A 22,379-nucleotide genomic window follows, 5' to 3' on the forward strand; every position below is an offset into this window, starting at 1 on the left:
TTCCACAGTCATAATTATACTATTGAACCTGTTCCTCCGTCATCCTACAACTTTTACCTTATCAACCTTAAATGTACAAGGGTTATTTTCGTACATGAAATCGGCCTTTAATGGAGTATATTCGTTAAGAATTATCCATAGAATATATAAAGTACATAAAGTCTATAGATTCCCTTGAAATCTAATACTCTAATACACTTTAGGTAGTAGAAATGACGGAGTAACAGTGATTTACCGTAAATATAGCCGCGACAAATTACTTCACTACATTAATCTTCGCGCCATCCGTAAGCAGACTAACGCCCTTAACGACAACATTTTGTCCTTCAGCAAGCCCCTTGGTTACCTCAACCTGTTTGGCACTTTCCTGGCCTGTCTGCACCTCTACCCGCTTAGCCACTGTTCCTTCCACTACATAAGCATACTTTTTCCCTGCCTGCTCCGTAATGGCATCCTGCGATACCAAAATGTTTTTAGGAGCTTCTGATTTCATGTATACAGTTACAACCATCCCTGATTTTAATTCGCCAGAACCATTAGGAACTGATACCTCAACAGGGTATGCCTTCAGATCATTATCCATTACCGGATTGACAGCCGATACTTTGGCCTCAATTCGCTTATTTAACGAGTCCACGCCTACAGTCACAGATGAACCCACCTGCATCTTGAGAAGCTCAGATTCAGAAACGTTAACTTTAGCAATAATAGGATTGGTATTCGCTATTGTAGCAACCGCGGATTGTGCACTAACCATTTGCCCCTGGGTTCCTGTTACTACCGATATCGTACCGGAAATCGGAGCTTTGACCACAGTATCCACCAGTTGGCTACGTGCTGTGTCTAAACTGGACTTAGCTTGATTGACAGAAGCACGAGCTACGTCAATGCCTGTTTTCTGTTGGGCAAGACGTAATGATTTTTGAGCATTGCTATATGTTGTTTGCGCACTTTGCTTGGACGTTTGTGCATTGTGAAGTGTTATCTGCGCATTCTCCACTGCAGTTAAAGCCCTTCTATGCGCTATTTGAGACTGCTCTAACTCAGATTGTGATAGAGCACCCGCACTAAACAACTGTTGGTTGCGGTTGAGCGTATTTTGAGCATCACGCACGGAACTCTGAGCATCGACCAGACTGGTCTGAGCTTGGGTGATAGTGTTGTCTTGCTGGACAAGCGCACTTTTGGCTTGATCCACGCTGGATTCTGCCTGCTGTACCGATTGCGCCGCACCTGACTCTGCTTGTTTTAAATTGGCCAGGGCAACCTGGTAAGACTCCTGGGATTGCTTAATCGAGTCTTGCAAGTCCTTTTGGTCTATAGTAAACAATGTGTCGCCTTTATTTACTTTTTGGCCCACTGTAAGGTTAATACTTTGAATTTTACCACTAATTTTCGGAGACACCTGAGCTGTCTCTTTGGGAGCAAAGCTTCCAATAATACCTGTTGAATCGTTAATACTACCTTTAGCCACTTTTGCTACTTGAACTGGAATGGCTTGCTGCGCCGTAGTCGGTGCGGCAGGGGCCTCTCCCCCACCGCAACCCGCTAATGCAACTGATAAAAGCAAAGTTGTAGCAATCAGAGCACTTTTTTTATTCATTATGTTTCTCCACCTCACCTTATATATGAACACTTTTTTGTAGTTTCGCTTCTTTTTTTAATTCTCTCTTCGCTTGTCTTTTTAATTTCCGATTCTTACGTTTTTGTATCATATTATCCATGATGACGTAGACTACCGGAATAAGAATCAATGTAATAACAGCTGCGAAGGATAACCCGAATACAACAACAACTGCCATCGGTGCTTGTGTTTCGTTACCCTCTCCTGTAGCGAATGCCATTGGGATCAAAGCTAGTACAGTAGCCAGCGTGGTCATCAAAATCGGACGCAACCGCTCAGACGCTCCATGAATAATAGCTTCATCCCGATCTTGGCCGTCTTTTCGGAGCTGAATTATAAAGTCAATCATAACTATGGCATTGTTGACGACCAAACCGACGAGCATGATGTAACCCGTCAAAGCTGAAACGCTGAGGCTCGCCCCGGTTACAGCTAAACCGATAAGCACACCAATTACCGTAGGTGGAACGGAAAACATAATAACAAACGGTGTGAGCAACGATTCGAACTGTCCTGCCATAACCATATAAATGAGCACGACAGATAGCAAAATAGCTATCGCCAAGTTCATGAAAGACTCCAGCATTTGTTCATTTTGTCCACCACCCGTGTCTGCACTGTAGCCTTCTGGGAAGTGAGTACTCTTCAAAAGAGCATCTATTTTTTGATTAATAGTAAGAATATCCCCTGTTCCATCAATATCAGCTGTAATCTGTACTTGACGTGTCTGGTCTTCACGAGTAACAGTATCGGGTACAGTCCGTTTATCAATACTTACTACGGAAGACAAAGGTACATCAATACCTTGCGAAGTGGTAATCCGTAAGGCTTTAAGATTTGACAAATCATGGCGGTTTTGCTCTGGCAACGATATCTTCACATCAATCTGATCTTCACCTGTACGATAGCTTGTGGCGACTGATCCATTAAAAGAAGTATTCACTGCTGATAAAATTTGAGTTGCTGATAAGCCATATCGACTCGCAAGCTCCCGATTAACGGTAATCTCATATTCTTCGCGAACAGCACTCAAGGTACTTTTCACATTGACCGTACCCGGTATGTTTTTTACGTCCGCAACGAGATTGTCTGAAAGTTCTCTCAGGACGTCAATATCGTCACCTTTTAAGTTAATATTAACAGCCGCTCCGCTTGAAAGGCCTGTTGTAGACGCCATTGTAATCTCTGCATCCGGAATGCTATCAAATTTCTTACGAAGGCCCTCAACTACACCATCTGTTGGCTGATGTCCATCCTTCAGCGTTACGCTTAGATCCGCCGAATTAGTTGGAGCTGCCCCTGAATAACCAGAATTGCCACCAGAACCAACAGTCACTGTCATTTTATCTAGATCCGGAACTTTCAAAATTTCTTTTTCTATATCTTGAACAACCTTTTCCGTTTCTTCCAAGACCGTTCCATTAGGAAGTTTCACGTTAATTGTGAATTCCCCAGTATCGGATGCTGGGATAAATTCAGCCTTAACGAAAGGAACTAGAGCCCCAGCTGCCACAAACATTAATAAAGTAATAATTAACACAGATTTTCTATGGTTAATTCCCCACTTCAGTATACGGCGATACCCACTCTTAAATTTCTCGAAGCCAATATTAAACCACATAATAGGGTTAACACCCTTATAAGTACCTGAAGAATAAATGGATTCATCTGGCACGGTAGGTAGCCAACGTGAGCCCAGCATCGGCACAATCATAAGGGATACAAGCAAGGCTGCAATGTGAGAGAAAATAACTGTTAACGCCAACGGTTTAAATAGAACTCCCGCAATTCCGTCAACAAAAACAACTGGTAAAAATACTACGATCTGCGCAAGTGCAGATGCCATAACGGCATTACCCACCTGCTTGGAGCCATCAATAGCCCCTTGTAGCATGCTTTTCCCTTCATGTCGCTGTCTAAAAATATTCTCAATAATAACAACCGCAAAATCGACAAAGGATCCTAACCCCAGAAGCAAACCGCTCAGTGAAATAATATTAATGGTTTGTCCGGTGAAATACATCATCATAAACGTAGCTACGAAGGAAATTGGAATAACGATAGTAGCAATAATGGTAGAACGTATACTATTCAAAAATAACAGCAACACAATAGCTGCGATAATAACTCCCAATATAGCATGCTCTACTAATGAGTGTACGGAGTCGCTAATGGGTTTGGATGCATCTGTTACCATCTCCAATTGAGTTCCCGGAGGCAATTCCTTCCGTATCGAATCTAAACTATCCTTTACAGAATCGGCGATTGAAAGGGTATTCCCCCCTGTAGCTTTAGTAACAGAAATATTGATACTTGGCTTTCCGTTATAGGTAGAAATGGTTGTAACATCATCCAAGGAATCTTCAACTTTCGCGATGTCCTTTAGCTTAATGCTTCCCTTCCCTACTGGAATTGGCGTTTCACCCATTTCTGAAACAGCTTTGTATTCACCTTGAACCCGAAGTTGGATTTCTGTATTGCCTCGGTACACCGAACCAGCAGAACCCGCTACGTTATTAGACGATAGCGCTTGGCTGATTTGATCTAACGTAATGCCATAGCTTTGAAGTTTGGCTTGATCTACGGTAATCTTCACAAGCCGAGTTTGCCCACCTGACATGTTGGCTGCAGCTACTCCCGCAATTCTTTCAAGCCGCGGCTCAATAATATCTTCAGCAATAGGCTTCAACTTGTTAATATCCTGGTCTCCTGTAAGAGAGAGCGTAATAACCGGCGTTGCGTTGAGATCCACCTTAAGGACACGCGGCGAATTAGCCGCCTTGGGAAGAGACCCTTTAACCCCATCAACTTTATCTCGCATGTCGAGGGTTGCTTGATTGATATCTACTCCCCAGTTAAATTGAATCATGACCATAGATGTTCCTTCTGAAGACTCGGACATGACTTTATCCACGTTCTCAATAGAAGCCAGACTTTTCTCAATAGGTTTAGTAACCAATTCCTCAACTTCTGTAGGCGTTGCATTTGGAATACTAGTCACCACTGCAGCGAATGGCAGCTTCATATCCGGCATTTGCTCTACAGGAAGTCTTAACGCAAAAATACCGCCCCCGATTAACAAAGCAATAATTAACATAAATACTGTTACAGGACGGCGTATTGAAAACTGAGACATCTCATCACTCCCCACTCACTTCTCTATGTAATATTTAAGCACACACATCCACTACTACGATGAAATAAGCGTAAAGTTTCAGATAAATGCGCAAAAAAAACATATAAAAAAATAATAAACACATTTTGAGATAAAAGCTTAAAAAAAAGAAATTAATTACAGACGTTTAAGCTATATCCAAAATAAAAAACGTTGTAAGGCTAATCTAAAGTTCTTACCTCATTGATATTATGGCATAGGCCCTTAATTCCAGTCAAATAGCTGATTTATAAAAAACATCCCTCTCATGTATATGAAAGGGAATTTCCATTTCGCATGGAGGGATGTTTAATAATTTCAGGTGTTTTGTTAATTAGATTTTAGGAAGCAGCTTTTTATCAGCCATAACTTTAGCTACAATAATGGCTGCATCTCCACGCAAGGTCAGAGAAGTAGGATTAAACATATATCCTTTTTTCAGATCGCTTGCATCAACAGGTGAACCCGTAATAAAGCCTTTCTTGGCAATAGCCAACACAGATGCCTGTGCATAGTAATCAATTTTGTCTGCATCTTTAAAGGTCTTAGACAGATTCTTCATGATCTTGTCATGATCTGTTTCAAGCTTCAAATTCAATGCCTTAGCGATAATGACTGCTGCATCTTGGCGTGTGATTACATCTTCCGGCATAAAGATTCTTGGTTGCGAACCTTTGACAATACCAGCGCGTGCAGCTGTTTCAATATAACGATAATCATAGAGCGCATCTGCTGATATCGTATTTGGAATAGACACGTCGTCAAAATGCTTCGCTCCGCTGAAATTAAGCGGAATTTGCAGACCTTTGACGATCATAGACGTAAATTCGCCTCTTTTAATGTAGCTGTCAGGTCCAAAGCTATTAATTGGATCCATTGGGTTCATGACACCTTTAGCCAAAATGGCTTCGATGTAATCTCTGGCGTATTTGTGCTTAATGACATCACTATACGTTTCTCCAACTTTAGCAACTACATAGTAACCGAAACGATCAAACGGTACTTTAATGGTGTGTTTTTTCGGATCCACCACACCACCAATGTTCTGCCAGTCTTTAAGATCAGAATCAAAATAGAACACCGACATTTGTTTCCCTGCATCTTGAGCAATACTACTATCATACGTCAGCGTCAATGTAGCACGCTTGGAAGGTACTAACTCGTTAGATGGGTCACGCCAGTAGAAGTTTTTGATCTTGCTGCTGTCATTTTGCGACTTGTTAGCCAATTGATAAGGATCAGCACCATATGTCACTGGATCGTAAGCATCCGTTTTGATATCATCTGCGGTACCTGGGTCAATCCAGAATACTGGACTGGACTTGGTAAAACGACTTGGGAAATCCCGGTTGAAGTATCTACTTCCGTCTGCAATCAAGCTCCGCATATCGGACAATGCTTTTTCAGTTTCAAATTCATGACGGTCTACCACACCATCTTCGCTATTTGCTATCGCAAAGTACAAAGTATGCCCAGAGAAAACCTGGTTTTTGAATTGCTGTGGTTGATCGTAATCCCGGCGAATTAGACTCGTTCCCTTCGCAAAAGCAAGTGTAAGATTACCATCGAACACTTTGTGCGATGTTTTCATCGCTTCCATGTACTGCTCGCCAGGAATATTTGTAGGCACATATTTAACAGTAATGGTCTGTTTCAGTTTTTCTTTGCCTACTGTAACCACTACGTCAATTTTATTATCTTTGTTGGCTTTTAGACCTGTTACGATGGCTTTGTAAGTTGATGGGTAATCAACGGTACCATCATAGTCAGAATCAAATCCTTCTTGAACCGCTTTTTCCTTACCTACCATAACACTATCTGCGTTACCTGCGTTCACAACAACTTGCACAAAGTTTTGATTCACGATTCTCTTTTCAGGGAGCGGACGCAAAATATCAAAAGATGTAGATTGACCTGATACTTGCAGTCGGAAAGTAGCAAATGGTCCGCTCTTGCCGCTATTGTACAAGGTAATGTTATAAGCTACTGGTGTTCCATCTTGCGAAATAGTTTGGTTTTTCAACACAAAGCTGAAATACTTTTTGTCCGGATGGTAGTACACAAGCAGGTCTTTTAAATCTTTATTAGTAAATTTATCTGTAGTAGAACCGGAATTGTATGTTGTCTTAGCATCTTCTGCTGAGAAAAACTCGTTACTCAACGTCCAGTTGAATTCACTGTCATCCGATCCCTTAATCTCCAAAATATATTGATCTTTATTGGCAATATCACTTAACGAACCATTTACCTGATCTGCTTTACCCAAATCGGCAATACTGAAAGTACCAAATACATTGATATTTTTCAGAGATGTATTGTAGTTAGTATCATCCACTTTGGTGAAATTAGCATCTTTTGATTTCGGAGCAATTTCGCTATACTTCGGTGTATTGCTCAAGCCGCTAACTGGTGTAAAAGGGATGATTCCTTGTGTATTTGGAACAGGAATTACTGGAATATTCGTCTGTGTAAAGTTTACTTTTACCGTATTGCTGTACTCAATACCTGGCTTGTACACAAACTTGATTTCATTATTCCCGTTCGCCAAGGCATTGGCTGCGGCTGTCTCTGAGGAAGCAGCAAGCTTGAAGTCCGCTCCTGAACCATCCAGATCAACCAATACATTATTAACATACAGGAATACATTTCGGTTACTTCCAGTGTAATGAATATCCGCTGCGTTGCTCACATCAAGCAATTTACCTTTAAAGTAGCCCAGTTGAGTCAATTTATAGGTATTCAAGTTTGAGCTGGATGTATTTAACGGAATTTGTTGCCCATCATAAATCGTATCGTATTTCATGAACGGACCCTGCAACAGATTCACCGTTGCTTTAATTAATTTGGTCGAGTCGCCATTCAGGTAAAAATTCAGTACGTTTTGTCCTTCTTTAGGCAAAGTGTCTACATAAGCAACGATTTTCTTCACTTGTGTTGACTTACCATTGATTGTCCGAATCACATCTTGAGGTGATCCTACAGTATGAACTGACACACCAGAAAGTTCACTAATTGAAGAAGGTGCACCGTTAACAACGATGAACTCCATACCAACAGGAACAGATGGAGCATCTGTAGTCTTGTTCTTCATAGAGCTTCCAGTTAATTTCAGAGCTTCATCTATAGCAGCTGCTTGATCAGACCCGCTTCCCTTAATTCTGCTCAACAATTGATTATTAAAATCAGGAAGATAGTTAATATCATCAATATACGGCTGAGTGCTGCTGCGCAATGTAAATTGGACAGCCGATGGAGCTGGAGGTGTACTGCTATCCGTATAGGTTATGCCCAGAGATGCCCTGGTCAAATGATCAATAACAGCTTCTGAAGGTACAGTCACCTGAAATGGATATACTTTATAACCATTTGATGTAACCACATTTGCAGTATCAATTGTGGCATCAACTCCAGTCGCACTACCCACAGCGCTACCATTGTTACTCACATCGGTAAAACGCGCATTGATTGTGGCAACTCCTGGATCGGTTGGACCGCCTGGCACCAAAACATTACCTTTTAAAACCACACCACTTGTAGACGATACGGTAAAGTCAGGCGAAGTGGTCAGATCGGCAGAAACATTCCCATCCTTATTCAAGGTCAAATCAGAGAATTCCGGTTTTCCCGTATAAATCGTAATTTCACGTGTAACTGTAAGAGCCTGAGTTCCGTTATTCACTTTAATATTCACTATATTTTTACCTGGACTGAGTACCACACTACCTGTTAGTTTATAGCCAGTGTAAGAGGATACATTATACGTATTACTGCTTTTTGCAGACGTAAGCGTTACACTGTCGGCATTAGGCGCCGTACCTTGAATGACTACTTTAACATCATCCGTACCGCTATTGCGAGCGTCTGTTAACACAGCTGTCTGGTTCTCTACTAATTGTTCTGTTTCACCATTCAGCGTAGCAGACAGATCATAAACCTTGGGTCCATCCTGGTACTCTACGTAAATAGAATCCTTCATCTCAGCCGAGTTTTGGCTACTTTGGAATGTAATTCGGTTCAAACCAGGAAACAGTTTGATGTCTGTAATTTGAAGTGTAGAGCCACTGACCGTAATTCCGCCTTTTTGACTCTCATTTTTATTCACCACATTAAGGGTCGTTCCATTTTTAGAGAGCTGGAATACACTATATGATATCGTGCTTCCGTTCACTCCGTTAATCGTACCGTTAACTGTAATACGGTCGGTGTTCACCGATCTGGCCGAATCCGCATCATACTTCTCATTTGGAAAAATGAAATAAGTTCCTGTCGCAGCATGAGCCGTACCTACCAGGGCCGCCGGCACCAAGCCAATGATGAGACCAACCGTCAGCAACATGGATAGCAATCGTTTCAAATCATTGTCCTCCTTTGATTCTGTCGCACCTTGGGGTACGTAATCATTCAATACTTTTTTTATCGGTAGTAAACATACAAAAAATTAGTAAATTCTCAAAAAAGGAGGGAGTTTTTTTACAGCAAACATCAAAAAAGCCTTCAAACCCGCGGTATACCGCCAAGCTTGAAGGCTTACTTTTAAATTAAAATTATAATTTCGAACGCGTCTGGGAATCTGGCTTAGCCAACAACCGAATCAGTGTGTTAATAACTGGGCGTTTGGTTTTGCCAACAAGACCAATAACCTCTGCACCGATCTGTAGGAAGAACATCATAATACAAATCACGACAAAGGTGACCCAGTTCGCTTCATTAAGCGCAGCAGACGATTGAATCACGGCCAATACACCGAAAAATGCAGCAATACCGTAGATAATCAACACCGTCTGTCTGTGACTGAAACCTAGTTCGCGTAGGCAGTGATGCAAATGACCTTTATCCGGAGAGAAAATCGGTTTTTTCTGCAACTTGCGACGAATGATAGCAAAGAATGTATCTGACAATGGTACACCGATAATAATCAATGGCGTAATAAAAGATACGATAGCAATTTGCTTGAAACCAAGCATGGATAGCATGGCCAGACAGAAACCTAAAAATAATGACCCAGTATCACCCATAAATATTTTTGCAGGATGAAAGTTAAAAAATAAGAATCCGATAATACTGCCCAGCAGCACAAGGCAAAGCATAGCTACCATGTAATTACCCATCAATATCGACATCACAAAAATAGTTCCAATCGCAATGCCTGAGACACCTGCAGCCAGTCCATCCAGACCGTCAATCAAATTGATGGCATTCGTTACACCTACGATCCAAAAAATCGTAAGTGGAATGGAAATCCAGCTTTCCAAAGATGAGTATGCATCCTGAAAAGGTACATTTACAAAATCTACACGAATATCAAAAGCAAACACGACCATACACGCAACGGCAATTTGAGCCAAAAATTTCAATTTTGCATTGAGATCGAAACGATCATCGAGAGCACCAATCAGTGTAATCAGCGTACCGCCAATCAGAAAGGCTGCGATAAAGTTAATATCCCGAGAGGACAGCATTCCGTCAGGCACAAAAGGTAACACCGCCAATAAGGACAACAGAAATGCCAAGAAAATCCCCAGTCCGCCAAGACGCGGCATAATTCGGGTATGTACTTTTCGGGCATTCGGTACATCGACGGCTCCAACCTTCACAGCGAATTTCTTGACGAGCGGTGTCAGTAACAGCGCAAGTCCCAGTGCCATGATGAACCCAATAATATAGATCAATAACATTTGATCATTCGACCCCCAATTTTAAAGCAATCCCTTTTCAGATGTAACCGCATTGAATTATACTCTGATCAAAAATAAATACCAAGCTTCATATTCTGGCAAATTAGCGGGTTTTGGAGGCAGATTCAAGCTATTTATCACACTTTTGTGACGTTTTCTTTTTCGCGCATCACTTTCGCGGCGAATTTCGGCAGCGCAAGCATTCTTTTGTAACGGCTTGGCTCTTTGAGGAGTCTATATAACCATTCAGCCCGTAGCTTTTGAAACAATTTAGGTGCGCGTTTGGTTCTGCCTGATATAACATCGAAGCTGCCGCCAACCCCCATCATCACCGGTACACCCAACTTTTCCTTATATTTACCAATCCAGGGTTCCTGTGTGTCCGCTCCACGTGCTACAAACAATAAATCAGGATTTGCTTCACGAATAGCTGCAATTACGGCTTCATCCTCTTTTGGTCCAAAAAAACCATCACGCTTGCCACAAACCGTAATTGCGGGATAAAGCTCATGTACCCGCTTTGCGGTCGCTTGAATCACCTCAGATGTTGATCCCAGTAAATAAACCTTCCAATGATAGTTTTCGCCAGCTGCAAGTAATTCATGTAACAAGTCAAAGCCCGCTACACGCTCAGGTACAGGATGTCCTACATAGTTTGCAGCCCACACTACGCCGGTCCCATCCGGGACAATCAGCTCCGCCTGTTTCATAACGTTCATGTACACTGGATCTTCCAATGCTGCCATTACCATTATCGGATTGGCAGTGATCACTTGATGGGGCCGGCGAGACTCCACTGCTTGAATTAATACATTTAATGTATCTTTCATATTAAGCCTTGATACCGGAACACCGAAAATCGGGACGGTAGGCACATTCGTAACCTTATCAACTGTCACTGTATCCATCATCCTTTGCGACACAAGTAATTAACGATATGCTGCGCCGGTAAGCGAGCCTCACTTTTTAACAAAGCAATGGCTGCTCCCTGGCTCTCGATCCATTGACTTCGCTGATCCAGCAACCGCATAGACTCATTAGCCAGTTTTTGTCCATCCAGTGCCTCTGTAGTGCCTACAGGCTGGCTACCGACACGGCTGAGGAAATGATCAATTTTAGGATCATAGGATATCCCTAACGGAGGCACCTGATGGGATGCTGCATAGATCAAGCTGTGTAATCGCATCCCGATCATCAAACTGCAACGACTGACTTCCAAAAGCATCTGTTGAGGATCGGTGACTTGATCACACATGCTTACAAGGCTTCCCGTCCCCCTAATATCCCCCAACAAATCCATTACCATCCTTGAAGCCTGCTCGTCATCAGGCAGATGGAAAGGTAAAAAGCGTAAGTGTACACGGCGCTCAGCAGCTAATTTTTTTAAGCCCTCCGCGATAGCCTTCAAATCGCGGCATTCCTTATCCCAGTAACGTACAGATACGCCAACGATCGGAGGTTGATCCTGATCAGTCTCAGTTGCTGCTTTATGCAGCTCGGAACCTGGGGGCAATGGAAGCCCCATTACCGGATCAGGAACAACTTCAACAACCGGGTTCTTTAGTTTCATAGTATCCAGTAGTGCGGCAGACTGCTCATCTCTTACAGAAACATATTCACAGCGCTGAAACACAGAACGGATCATAGGATAAAATATCTTCCGTTGTACCGGGCCAATGCCCTGAGCATATACAAATGTCGGCTTTCCAGCCCATTGGGCCAATTTCAGAATCGCCAGATAATACGGAATACTTTTAGGGCTTGTTGCATCCTGGAGCAGGCTCCCGCCGCCACTTATTAGCCCATCGCTGTTTTTAATCGCTCTACGAACTTCCCCCAAACTCATCCGCGGTACAGCTTCTACTCCGTACATTTTCTGTGTCCAAGCAGGGTCAGAAGATAGAACAACAGGCTTGACCGTGATACCCGCCTGACGGCTCTCCTCCTCTAAAGCTGTCAAAATCGACTTGAGCACCGCCTCATCCCCACTATTGTGAAAGCCGTAATAACCCGAGATGATTATCGTTTGAGCTGTGGTGACCATTTCTTCCAACACCCTTCCAGCACTTGCCACACGACAATTGCGATGATTCCCAGCACCAGACCGAAGCCCAATCCTAACAGCCCGCGACTAAGCGACAGTGCCGCTGGAGAGTGAATGTGAGCAAAGGTATCCACCATAGAGGCTTGACCAATAGCAGCTATAATCAGCAAATAGATTGCTTTGCGATATTTCAAACTCAGGAACGCTCCTGCAATAAACAGTGGGTGAGCCATCAAAAATTCCTTATTGCGTGGACGTACACCAAACGCATTTTCAAGGAAGTTCCGGAATGCCAGCTCCGTGTTCGACACTGTGCCCGCATTTCCAGTACGAGTCAAATAGTAATAACCTGCGGCTGCGATAACAGCCAGTGCGATCACCCACAATACAGTAATCGGCGTACGTAGCAGCTTGGAAATTTCCTCTCGTATAGAAACGCCACGATAAAAGAAAATATATATCGCTGCCAAGAAGATCGGCAGAATGTGAAGCAAGCTTACACCTCTGAATTGGTTCAGCACAAGGCTGTAAGCAATATTATTCAACAGAGCAATAACAAATGGTACTGCAGCCAGCGACAAAATCGCTGTCCGTACGTACAGTATAAGCGTTTGAATCAAACGCTGACCTGCAGAAAGTTCAGACCCCTGTTCACGTTTAATTCTAATCGTGTGCACAGCAATGATCATTGCAACCGTTGGTCCGCTAATCGCCGCGAGTAGGGCTAGACCTTGCTCCATCAAGCTGGAGTTCAAAACATAAAGTCCTGCTGAACCTACCAAACCGAGTGCAAATGCCAGCAAAGTCAATGCCGGGACGAAATAGGACACCATAATGGAGAAGAATGCCAGTGCACCTAGTACGACAATCATTTTCAGATAGCGCTGAATGGACGAATCGACTACTTGGAATGGTTCAGCCTGTCCGAGTTCAAACCCCTTTTTCTCCATCCGTTGTACAGCGTTACCCGGCTTGTCCAAGCTGTGGATCAGGTTATCTACCGAATCCTTCACCTTGGCTTCAGCAATACTACGGCTAGGCGCGGTATTCAGATACAACATGCGAATATTACGATCCTTGGTAGCCAGAGCAAAACGATCGGCCAACGTTTCCACATCCAGCGTTGCATCTTTATCGCTCAATGAGTATAAACGCACAACGTTATAGTGGATATCGTAAGCGAGCTTATTGAAGCCTGCTTGCGGTTTTTTTAAGTTTTCGATAGCAGCTAGGCCAATATCGTATTTGTTCAGCAATTTAGCAAATGCCGCTAAGCTATGCTCTTTCTCGTTATCGGTGAAGCCTTTGACTGAATCACCTTCAAACAAAATGCGTTTTACACCATTCTGCTGAAAGGAAGCAAGCATCTCTTCTGTCAACTCCTGGTTGTAAGGAAGACTGTCGCTCATCCGTGGAACAATAAAAAATCCTTTGCTCCGAAGCTGCTTCATCGCAATCGGGTCAGGCTGCATGGGCTTGAGGTACGCATCCTCTGGAGATGTTTCCACAACTAACCCTTCCTGTCCCTGATAAGTCCAAGGTTTTACATTTATGTCCAGGCTTGTAAACGTACGTAAAATTAACGGCTTTAATGCCTCCGCATTTTCTTTGTCAGCAAAAACAATATACGTAAAATTCTCATTTGCAGGTGAAAGCCGTTTTTCCATATCGGCAACGTTCTGAGTCGTATAGGTTACGACACGGCCCGCTTTACGGAAATCATCCAACGTACTTTCATACATCGCCATGCTGTTCACACCCGCTTGCTGTAAGCGGTCAAGCTGCTCATTCAGATAGTCCTGCGGATGAGCCTGATACGAGGCTGCCTCCGTCAAATCCCGATAATCGAATACAATCTCTACTTTTTTACTCGAGGATTCTGTCTTCACACGATCGGCGATGACTGGAATGGAAGCCAGCAAGCCGACAGCCACCAAAATCCATAACCATTTTCGAGAAGCCGTATTCCAATATTGCCATTTCTGATACACCAAAGAACCTCCTTAATATTCGGGATTTTGCAAAATTCAATGCTGCCCACCTTGTCGTACTCAACCTTTTGGTAGGTCACTCATTGAATTTTGCAAAATCCTCCGTTGCCGGAATAAGCCTATTTTCCCAAAGCCTCTTCCAGGTTATTCTGCAATACAGAAATGACCTCCACGGCGTACTGCCCTTTGCCGTGAGAGGTCACCGATTACTATATCTTATCCAATTACCTTAACCTATTCTATTATAAAGGGATTTTTCTCAAGCGTCTACGCGAGCCATAACAGCATCGACCAGGTGGCTGATTCTTTGCTCCGCGTCTGACAGCGAGGAACCGCGTACCGCAAAGTATACTTTGATTTTCGGCTCTGTTCCCGAAGGGCGCAGGCAAAACCACGAACCGTCCTCCAGTAAGAATTTGAGTACATTTTCCTGTGGAAGACCGTCCAGACCTTGTGAGTAGTCCAGTACCTTATCTACCTTCACGCCTGCAATCTCTTGAGGCGCGTTGCTACGCCAATCGGTCATTTTGCCCTGAATCTGTGCTACTCCATCCTTACCCTTAAGAGTACGAGACTCCAGCTTCTCAAGGAAGTAGCCAAACTGCTCGTACAGCTCTTGTAAAACATCATAGAGCGTCTTACCTTGTGTGCTGTAATAAGCAGCAGCTTCAGCGATCAGCATAGCCGCCAAGACAGCATCCTTATCGCGAGCGTAATTCCCTGCCAAATAACCATAGCTCTCTTCATAGCCAAACAAGTAGGTGTACTCGCCAGTTTGGTCAAACTGGTTCATTTTCTCGCCAATATACTTGAAGCCAGTTAGCGTGTTAAACACGGTTGCTCCAAAATGTTCGGCAATAACTGCACCCATTTCGCTGGTTACGATGGTTTTGATAACAGCCCCATTATTCGGAAGCTTGCCTGTTTCTTTCAGCTGATTCAATAAGTAGTAAACCATGATCGCACCAGACTGATTACCGGACAATACTACATATTCGCCATCACGGTTTTTCACAACTGCACCCATACGGTCAGCATCAGGGTCTGTTCCGATCAACAGATCTGCACCAATTTTCTCACCTAGCGCAATTGCCAGTTTAAACGCATCGCGTTCTTCCGGGTTTGGCGACTTAACAGTCGAAAATTCAGCATCTGGCAGCTCTTGCTCAGGTACAATATGCACCTGTTCAAAGCCGATTTTCTCCAGTACACGACGAACCGGTACATTTCCAGTGCCATGGAGAGGCGTAAACACAACTTTGAAGTTTTTGCCTGGTCCGGCTGCAATCAGCTCACGGTTCACACTCACACTGGCTACCGTATCTACAAACGCTTCATCTTCCTCTTCTCCAAGCCAAACCAACAATCCCTGTGCCTCTGCTTCCTCACGTGTCAGACTGCGAATGTCAGCAAAAGAAGGAACCTCACGGATATAACTAATTACCTGTTCAGCCTGATCAGGAACAAGCTGACCCCCTTCATCGTTGTATACCTTGTATCCATTATACTCAGGAGGATTGTGACTGGCTGTTACAACGATCCCTCCACTGGCTCCCAAATGACGTACACTAAACGAAAGCTGTGGCGTTGGACGCAAGGAAGGGAACAACTTAGCCACGATACCATTGCCTGCCAGCACCAAAGCTGCATCCAGAGCAAACTCTGGCGAAAAGTGACGCGAATCATGTGCAATAACAACCGAAGGTTTGCCTTCTTTACCAGCATGCTGTTCTAAAATATAGCGAGCCAACCCTTGAGTCGCACGTCCGATGACGTAACGGTTCATCCGGTTACTCCCTGCTCCGATCACTCCACGCAGACCGCCTGTGCCAAATTCCAGCTCTTTGTAAAAGCGATCCTCCAGTTCCTGCTCGTTGCCTTCCAATGCGCGCAACTCCTGTTTGGTTTCTTCATCAATATAAGGGTCTTGCAGCCAGCTCTCAATGCCTTCTAATGCTTTTTTACTCAACTGCGTCATACGGAATTTCCCCTCTCCATTTTTGGTTTATCAAAACAGGATTTCTATGTACACTTGCACTCGGTTCAGACCTCGTGCTTATGTCGGAAGAGCTTTATTTATTGGGGAGGGTCAGATAAAGCAAACATAATTTCGCCCTCAGCTACTACCGTATCGCCTACTTTAGCCGTAGCTTTCCCTTTGCCAAATGCGCCTTTGGAACGAGTGATTTCCACTTCAAGCGTCAACGTATCCCCAGGAACCACCTGTCCTCGGAAACGGAAACCATCCAATCCTGCCAAGAATCCGATTTTGCCACGATTGCTCTCTAGGTGCAGTAATGCGACTGCCCCAACTTGAGCCAGTGCTTCGGTAATCAACACACCAGGCATAACGGGATACCCCGGAAAATGTCCAATGAAATGAGGCTCATTCATCGTTACATTTTTAATGCCTACTGCTCTTTTCCCTTCCTCCAGCTCAATAATACGATCCACCAATAAAAATGGCGCTCGATGTGGGATAATCTCCTGAATTTGATTAACATCCAATTGCAATTTGTCCATTTACCTTAATAACTCCTCCCGCTTGCAGGTCTGACTCTGTATCAATCATGAGTTACTGCAAGCATAATATTACCCCGCCTACGCTGTATAAAAACAGCTCTTGGCGGCAACAATGTTAGATATCCTTCACCTACTGCAGAAGTGGAGGTTGAGATAAGGGGCTTTTTCCGCCGGTTATGCAACCTGAGGCGCGAAGAAGCCCTTTTGCCCGTGCTTGGTTTTACCCCGCAGTGTTATAAACTTCCCCATCATTATACAGTTATCAGATGCAAAAAGAAAATTACGCGGAAGTACCATATTGAGTGCTCCTAATATGGTGTAAAGCGGGAATTCATTTGAGCTAAAGGGAGGGACTACGGGGATGGATCATTCTTCCGATCGCTGTTAACCTCGGATTTTCCATTGTATAAGAATTCAAGGGTAAAATCCGAGGTTAAAGGCGAAGCTATCGCTTCTTCAGAACGATTCCATCCCCTCTGCCGAGTTACTTTTAGCTCAAAAGAAAAGCGTCGCTTCAATAATACTCGCTTGTCGGGAAAGGCGGAACAAAAGTGAAGGCCTCTGCGATGGCCTTCACTGACCGCAATCCATGCGTGGGAGTTTCCTGCCATTGAAGACGAACAAAACCCTGCGCCGTTGGCACAGGGTTTTGTTTTTATATACTCCCCACACAATGGCGGGTGGTTTATTTTAATAAGGGTGGCACTAATGGCGGGTAGCAGCGGAGCGAAGGATTTGAATCTGGAGAAGCGTGAGCGTTCGCCTTTGCAACGGGATTTTCACATCTAAAAACTTAATAATTAGGAAAATCGCGTTGCAACAGCGATCGTAAGATCAAATCATTCGCGGAGCGGTCTTTTCCCGCCACCCCACTCTTTTAAAGTAAACTTAAGGCGCAAAAATAAGATCAATGACATGCTGCCAGGTTTTCCACTCGAATACGCCTGACAACCCTTGCTTACCTACAATTACATATCCTGCAATTAAGCCGCCTAACAGCGATAACAGGAGCAGCAACGGAACTATGAAATAACGAGCAGTACGCCAGCGGGACTTCGTCTTTACAGGCACCGGACGGGAATCAGATTGTTCTTCTTTCATCACCAAATCCTTAAGCCCTCAGATTGTTGGCCATGTTCATCATCGTATCGCTAGAAGTTAATGCCCGTGCCGCCAGTTGATACATCCGCTGAACTTGCATCATATCCGTCATTTCGCCCGCTAAATCCACATTAGATTCCTCAAGATAACCGGAACGCACAGATACGTCCGCTGGAACAGCACCTGCCACACCTGCAGCTCCGAATACATTTGCCTCTGTCACACCATTCAACAACACGAACAGGTTATCATCCCGCTGTTCCAGTCCTTCTGGACGCTGTACATCCATTAGCTTGATTCTCTGACCAACTGTCGGATCCCCAATTCCATTAGCACGAATCAGCAACTCGCCATCCGAGTTAATAGCCACCTTGGAACCCGCTGGAGCTGTAATAGGAACATCATTGTTATCCAGCACGGAATAACCTTCAGCAGTGGTCAACATCATCGTCGCACTATCATTCGGATCAGGAATAAAATGAAAGCTACCATCACGGGTCCAAGCTTTTTGCCCATTTCCCTGAACTTCAAACATGGCATTACCCTGGATCGCCAGATCAGTAGGAAGTCCCGTCTCCTTGAGCGGACCTTGCTCCATATTTTTCATGATTGCAGCCGTTTTAACTCCGTAGCCCAAATTATAACCGAGCGGCATGGCCCGTCCATTTTGGAGATACGTTGAAGGCTGTTGTTTCACATTGGCCAATACATCTTCAAAGGAACCCTGTTTACTCTTATAACCAACTGTATTGACATTGGCAATATTATCGGCAATTAAATCCAAACGCTGCTGCACACTGGCCATAGATACCATTGCACCAATCATGGAGTTGTTCATCACTTACCCCCTGTTATACACGGCCTACTTCATTAACGGCCTTGTCCAAGCTTTTATCATAAAATTGAATTACCTTCTGATTCGCTTCGTACGCTCTTAACGCAGCCATCATATCCACCATTGACTGTGAAGCATCTACATTAGATACCTCCAGGTAACCTTGACGAACGGATACAGCATCATTAGCGGTCATCATTCTAGCTGTAGCACCATCAGTATCATTCAGGCGGAAATTCCCATTACCCTCACGAACGAGCTGATACGGACGATCAATGACACTAATACCGAGCGTCGTCCCCAACGTCTGGTTGGACTGGCTATCTACCAATTCGCCCCGCTCATTTACTTTAAGCGCTGAGACAGCCCCGGTCAATTGAATTGGTTTTCCATTCGTATCCAGCACCGCTGAGCCAGTCGATGAAAGCAATGCTCCCGCTCCATTTACTTGAAAATGCCCGTCACGTGTATAACGAACATTACCATTACTGTCCCGCACCGAAAAAAACGCTTCTGGACGGTAGGTGACTTCACCGTTAGCATTGATGAATTTTCCCGCCTGATCAAAAGCCATAGGTTGACCAGTAGCTGGGTCGTTCACATTAATATTGGACTGTATCGCAAAATCCGTCGCTTGTCCACTGTCCTTTAATGCTCCCTGAATGTAAGGGGAGAGGCTTTCCTCAGCAAAAACGCCAGTATTGAGCTTGCCGACCGTACGGTCCGGGTTATCAGGGTTACCACCCGTCATGGAAATAAGCATTTCGGGGAAAGAACGCTGAACACTGTTCTCCTGTTTGTATCCCGTCGTATTCATATTAGCAATATTTTGCGTCACGGTGTCATGGCGTCGTTGTTGTGTCATCAATCCGGCGGCCGCAGTATATAAACCTCTCAACATGTAACGTGCACCCCAATCCTATACTCTGCTAAAATCATATGCTCGCGCGGAGGCACGAAGGCCAAAATGCTAGGCAACCTGCCTGACCGCACACGAGTCTCTTATAGTCACTATCGGCAGATTAGAACTTTTTCTTAACCACATGATCCAAATTATCTAGCATAATTCCTGTACCTTTAACAACACAATGCATCGGATCTTCGGCAACCAGTACGGGAACGCGCAGTTCTTCAGCAAGTAGCTCGTCCAATCCGCTAAGCAAGGCACCGCCACCAGTCAAAATAACACCACGGTCAATAATATCAGCTGACAGTTCCGGTGGGGTCTGCTCCAATACAAACTTGGCCGCAGCAACAATCGCTGACACAGGATCTCTAAGTGCATCCTGCACTTCATCTGCAGATATACTTAACGTTTTGGGCAATCCGGATACCATATCCCGTCCACGGATGTCCATCTCTGCACGACGTCCACTCGGATGCACAGTTCCGATAGCAATCTTGATATCTTCAGCCGTACGTTCTCCGATCAGAAGCTTGTACTTCGTTTTTACATATTTCATGATGGCTGTATCAAATTTGTCCCCTGCCATTTTAATGGAAGAAGCTGTTACGACATCCCCCATAGAGAGGACTGCAACGTCAGTCGTTCCGCCACCAATATCCACTACCATGTTGCCGCTAGGCTCAAAAATATCCATTCCTGCTCCAATGGCAGCCGCTTTTGGCTCTTCCTCCAAAAATACTTCCTTGGCCCCGCTACGTTCCGCCGCTTCACGAATCGCTTTTTGCTCCACTGAGGTAATGTTCGTTGGCGCACAAATTAGAATACGAGGGTGGCTGTACCAGCTTTTCCCCCCCACCCGATTGATAAAATATTTTAACATCGCTTCTGTTACTTCAAAATCGGCGATGACACCATCACGTAATGGACGGATGGCTATGATATTACCAGGAGTACGTCCCACCATACGGCGCGCTTCCTCTCCGACAGCCAGGACTCTTTTTGTATCGCTTTCTATCGCGACAACGGAAGGTTCGTCAAGAACAACCCCCTTCCCTTTGACGTGGATAAGCACGTTGGCCGTACCGAGGTCGATACCGATATCATTACTGAACATATTAAAAAGGCCCCCAAAGTGATATTTTAAAAAGCTAAGATTCGACAAGAAGCGGCAAATATATGTATAAACCTACGGTTACATGTCATTTTTCGTCTTGTACCATCTTTTAACATATCATACTTCAGGGGGTTGATTCAATGGCTTTGCCAGCCAATTCACTATATATTTTTAGGACTTGCCGGAAACGAGAATCTCCCTTCGTTTGCCACTCGTTTTTTTGTACTTAATTTTCGTGGCTTCTCCCCCCCGCAGATGGCGGATGGATTTATGGTATTCAAGAATGTGCTTCACCTGATCGGCAAGATCCGGGTTGATTTCAGGCAGCCGTTCGGTCAGATCTTTATGCACCGTGCTCTTGGAGACACCAAATTCCTTGGCAATCGTACGGACCGTATTCCTTGTTTCCACGATACAGCGACCGATTTTGATGGTCCGTTCCTTGATGTAATCGTGCACGCTCCCGCCTCCCTACTGTGGATAGTTTGGTACATTATATGAGGAGCGTGCCTATATATTCGCGGTTTGGCGGGAAGACATGCTTCGGAAGGCCTATTTATTTGGCAAAAGCAGCTTATGTTTACCTTATGCACAAAAACTACACAAGAAAAAAGCAGGGAATATGGATTCCCCGCTTTGCATGCAAAGCCATGACCAGATTTATTTTTTAGGAAGCAGACCTGCTGGATTCACAGGCTTGTCATCCTGATACACTTCAAAATGCAAATGTGTTTTCAAATCCTTTTCAAGCTCGTTACGACCCGCTGAAGCAATCACATCGTTTTGTTTCACTTGATCGCCTTCTTTTACTTTCAGATCACTCAAGCTTTGGTACACCGTTTTGAGATTATTATCATGCGTAATTTCTACGACATTACCTACCAGCGGATGTTGTTCCACACGAGATACTTTGCCACTCAGGGCGGCTCTTACTTCAAACGCCTGATCGTCAGTCCGGGAAAGATCAATCCCAGTGTTAGCGGTAAATGTTTTATCGTACTCTACCATAGCTGCCGCCTGCTCATCAGCGGTCGCGTTCTCATCAAAGAACGGCTTTACGACCTGTACTGCGCCAGCATCTGCCACTGGCCATGCGATATTTTCCGACTGGGCAACGACTTCCACGCTTTCTGGCTGTTGTCCGTTAACATCGGTATTCACTGCACTTGTGCTTTGTACCGATGGACTAGCTGGGTCAGGTTTGAAAGACTTCTGGCTGGCATCCTGATAGACCCACACTAAAGTTAGTATAATGGCTGCTGCGGCAATGTAGGCTGCCGGGTATGCCCACCTTTTGGACAACAGCTTTTTCCACGAAGACGGCCGTGAAGCTCTTCCACCCTGAAAGGTTTTGGGTGTTTCTTCATGGTTTTGGTTCTGGTTTTTATTTTGTTCATTCATTTGCTCATCA

Annotated in this window: 15 protein-coding genes; all 15 read right to left on the reverse strand. The window is 44.3% G+C overall.

Features of this window, described 5'->3' with window-relative positions; genetic code table 11:
• Window positions 1-256: 256 nt before the first annotated feature.
• The 15 genes from MKY75_RS22695 to MKY75_RS22765 all read right to left on the reverse strand — a co-directional run bounded on the left by MKY75_RS22695 (window position 257) and on the right by MKY75_RS22765 (window position 22,369).
• Complete coding sequence (locus MKY75_RS22695; RefSeq protein WP_029514603.1) at window positions 257-1,603, reverse strand: efflux RND transporter periplasmic adaptor subunit; 1,347 nt, start codon at window positions 1,601-1,603, stop codon at window positions 257-259.
• Between the two features lie 19 nt (window positions 1,604-1,622).
• Entirely contained in the window at window positions 1,623-4,760 is a 3,138-nt protein-coding gene (locus MKY75_RS22700; protein WP_165146193.1) for an efflux RND transporter permease subunit, read from the reverse strand.
• 352 nt (window positions 4,761-5,112) lie between these two features.
• Window positions 5,113-9,132, reverse strand: a complete 4,020-nt coding sequence (locus MKY75_RS22705) for an S-layer homology domain-containing protein (RefSeq protein ID WP_165146190.1) — start codon at window positions 9,130-9,132, stop codon at window positions 5,113-5,115.
• A gap of 190 nt (window positions 9,133-9,322) precedes the next feature.
• Window positions 9,323-10,453, reverse strand: coding sequence for a glycosyltransferase family 4 protein (locus MKY75_RS22710; RefSeq protein ID WP_029514606.1), 1,131 nt, complete (start codon window positions 10,451-10,453; stop codon window positions 9,323-9,325).
• Between the two features lie 137 nt (window positions 10,454-10,590).
• On the reverse strand, window positions 10,591-11,352 hold the full coding sequence (locus MKY75_RS22715) for a WecB/TagA/CpsF family glycosyltransferase (protein WP_029514607.1): 762 nt from the start codon (window positions 11,350-11,352) through the stop codon (window positions 10,591-10,593).
• A gap of 8 nt (window positions 11,353-11,360) precedes the next feature.
• On the reverse strand, window positions 11,361-12,497 hold the full coding sequence (gene csaB, locus MKY75_RS22720) for a polysaccharide pyruvyl transferase CsaB (protein ID WP_165146187.1): 1,137 nt from the start codon (window positions 12,495-12,497) through the stop codon (window positions 11,361-11,363).
• On the reverse strand, window positions 12,473-14,488 hold the full coding sequence (locus tag MKY75_RS22725; protein WP_165146184.1) for a DUF5693 family protein: 2,016 nt from the start codon (window positions 14,486-14,488) through the stop codon (window positions 12,473-12,475). Before MKY75_RS22725 ends, csaB begins: the two co-directional genes overlap by 25 nt.
• 259 nt (window positions 14,489-14,747) lie before the next feature.
• Window positions 14,748-16,466 carry a phospho-sugar mutase gene (locus tag MKY75_RS22730; protein ID WP_029514610.1) on the reverse strand — a complete coding sequence of 573 codons (1,719 nt, stop codon included), beginning with the start codon at window positions 16,464-16,466 and terminating at the stop codon, window positions 14,748-14,750.
• A 98-nt stretch (window positions 16,467-16,564) separates the two neighbouring features.
• A complete protein-coding gene (gene fabZ, locus MKY75_RS22735; protein WP_013312312.1) occupies window positions 16,565-17,011 on the reverse strand; it encodes a 3-hydroxyacyl-ACP dehydratase FabZ in 447 nt (148 codons plus the stop codon).
• Window positions 17,012-17,899: 888 nt separating this feature from the next.
• Entirely contained in the window at window positions 17,900-18,112 is a 213-nt protein-coding gene (locus MKY75_RS22740; protein WP_029514611.1) for a DNA-directed RNA polymerase subunit beta, read from the reverse strand.
• Window positions 18,113-18,122: 10 nt separating this feature from the next.
• Window positions 18,123-18,950 carry a flagellar hook-basal body protein gene (locus MKY75_RS22745; protein ID WP_340886614.1) on the reverse strand — a complete coding sequence of 276 codons (828 nt, stop codon included), beginning with the start codon at window positions 18,948-18,950 and terminating at the stop codon, window positions 18,123-18,125.
• Window positions 18,951-18,963: 13 nt separating this feature from the next.
• Window positions 18,964-19,848, reverse strand: coding sequence for a flagellar hook-basal body protein (locus MKY75_RS22750; protein ID WP_069010009.1), 885 nt, complete (start codon window positions 19,846-19,848; stop codon window positions 18,964-18,966).
• 121 nt (window positions 19,849-19,969) lie between these two features.
• Complete coding sequence (locus MKY75_RS22755; RefSeq protein ID WP_023990703.1) at window positions 19,970-20,968, reverse strand: rod shape-determining protein; 999 nt, start codon at window positions 20,966-20,968, stop codon at window positions 19,970-19,972.
• 171 nt (window positions 20,969-21,139) lie between these two features.
• Entirely contained in the window at window positions 21,140-21,427 is a 288-nt protein-coding gene (gene spoIIID, locus MKY75_RS22760; RefSeq protein WP_007432737.1) for a sporulation transcriptional regulator SpoIIID, read from the reverse strand.
• Between the two features lie 201 nt (window positions 21,428-21,628).
• Window positions 21,629-22,369 carry a M23 family metallopeptidase gene (locus tag MKY75_RS22765; RefSeq protein WP_029514614.1) on the reverse strand — a complete coding sequence of 247 codons (741 nt, stop codon included), beginning with the start codon at window positions 22,367-22,369 and terminating at the stop codon, window positions 21,629-21,631.
• Window positions 22,370-22,379 lie beyond the last annotated feature (10 nt).

Source organism: Paenibacillus sp. FSL L8-0663, from assembly GCF_038008125.1.
Lineage (GTDB): Bacteria > Bacillota > Bacilli > Paenibacillales > Paenibacillaceae > Paenibacillus > Paenibacillus polymyxa_D.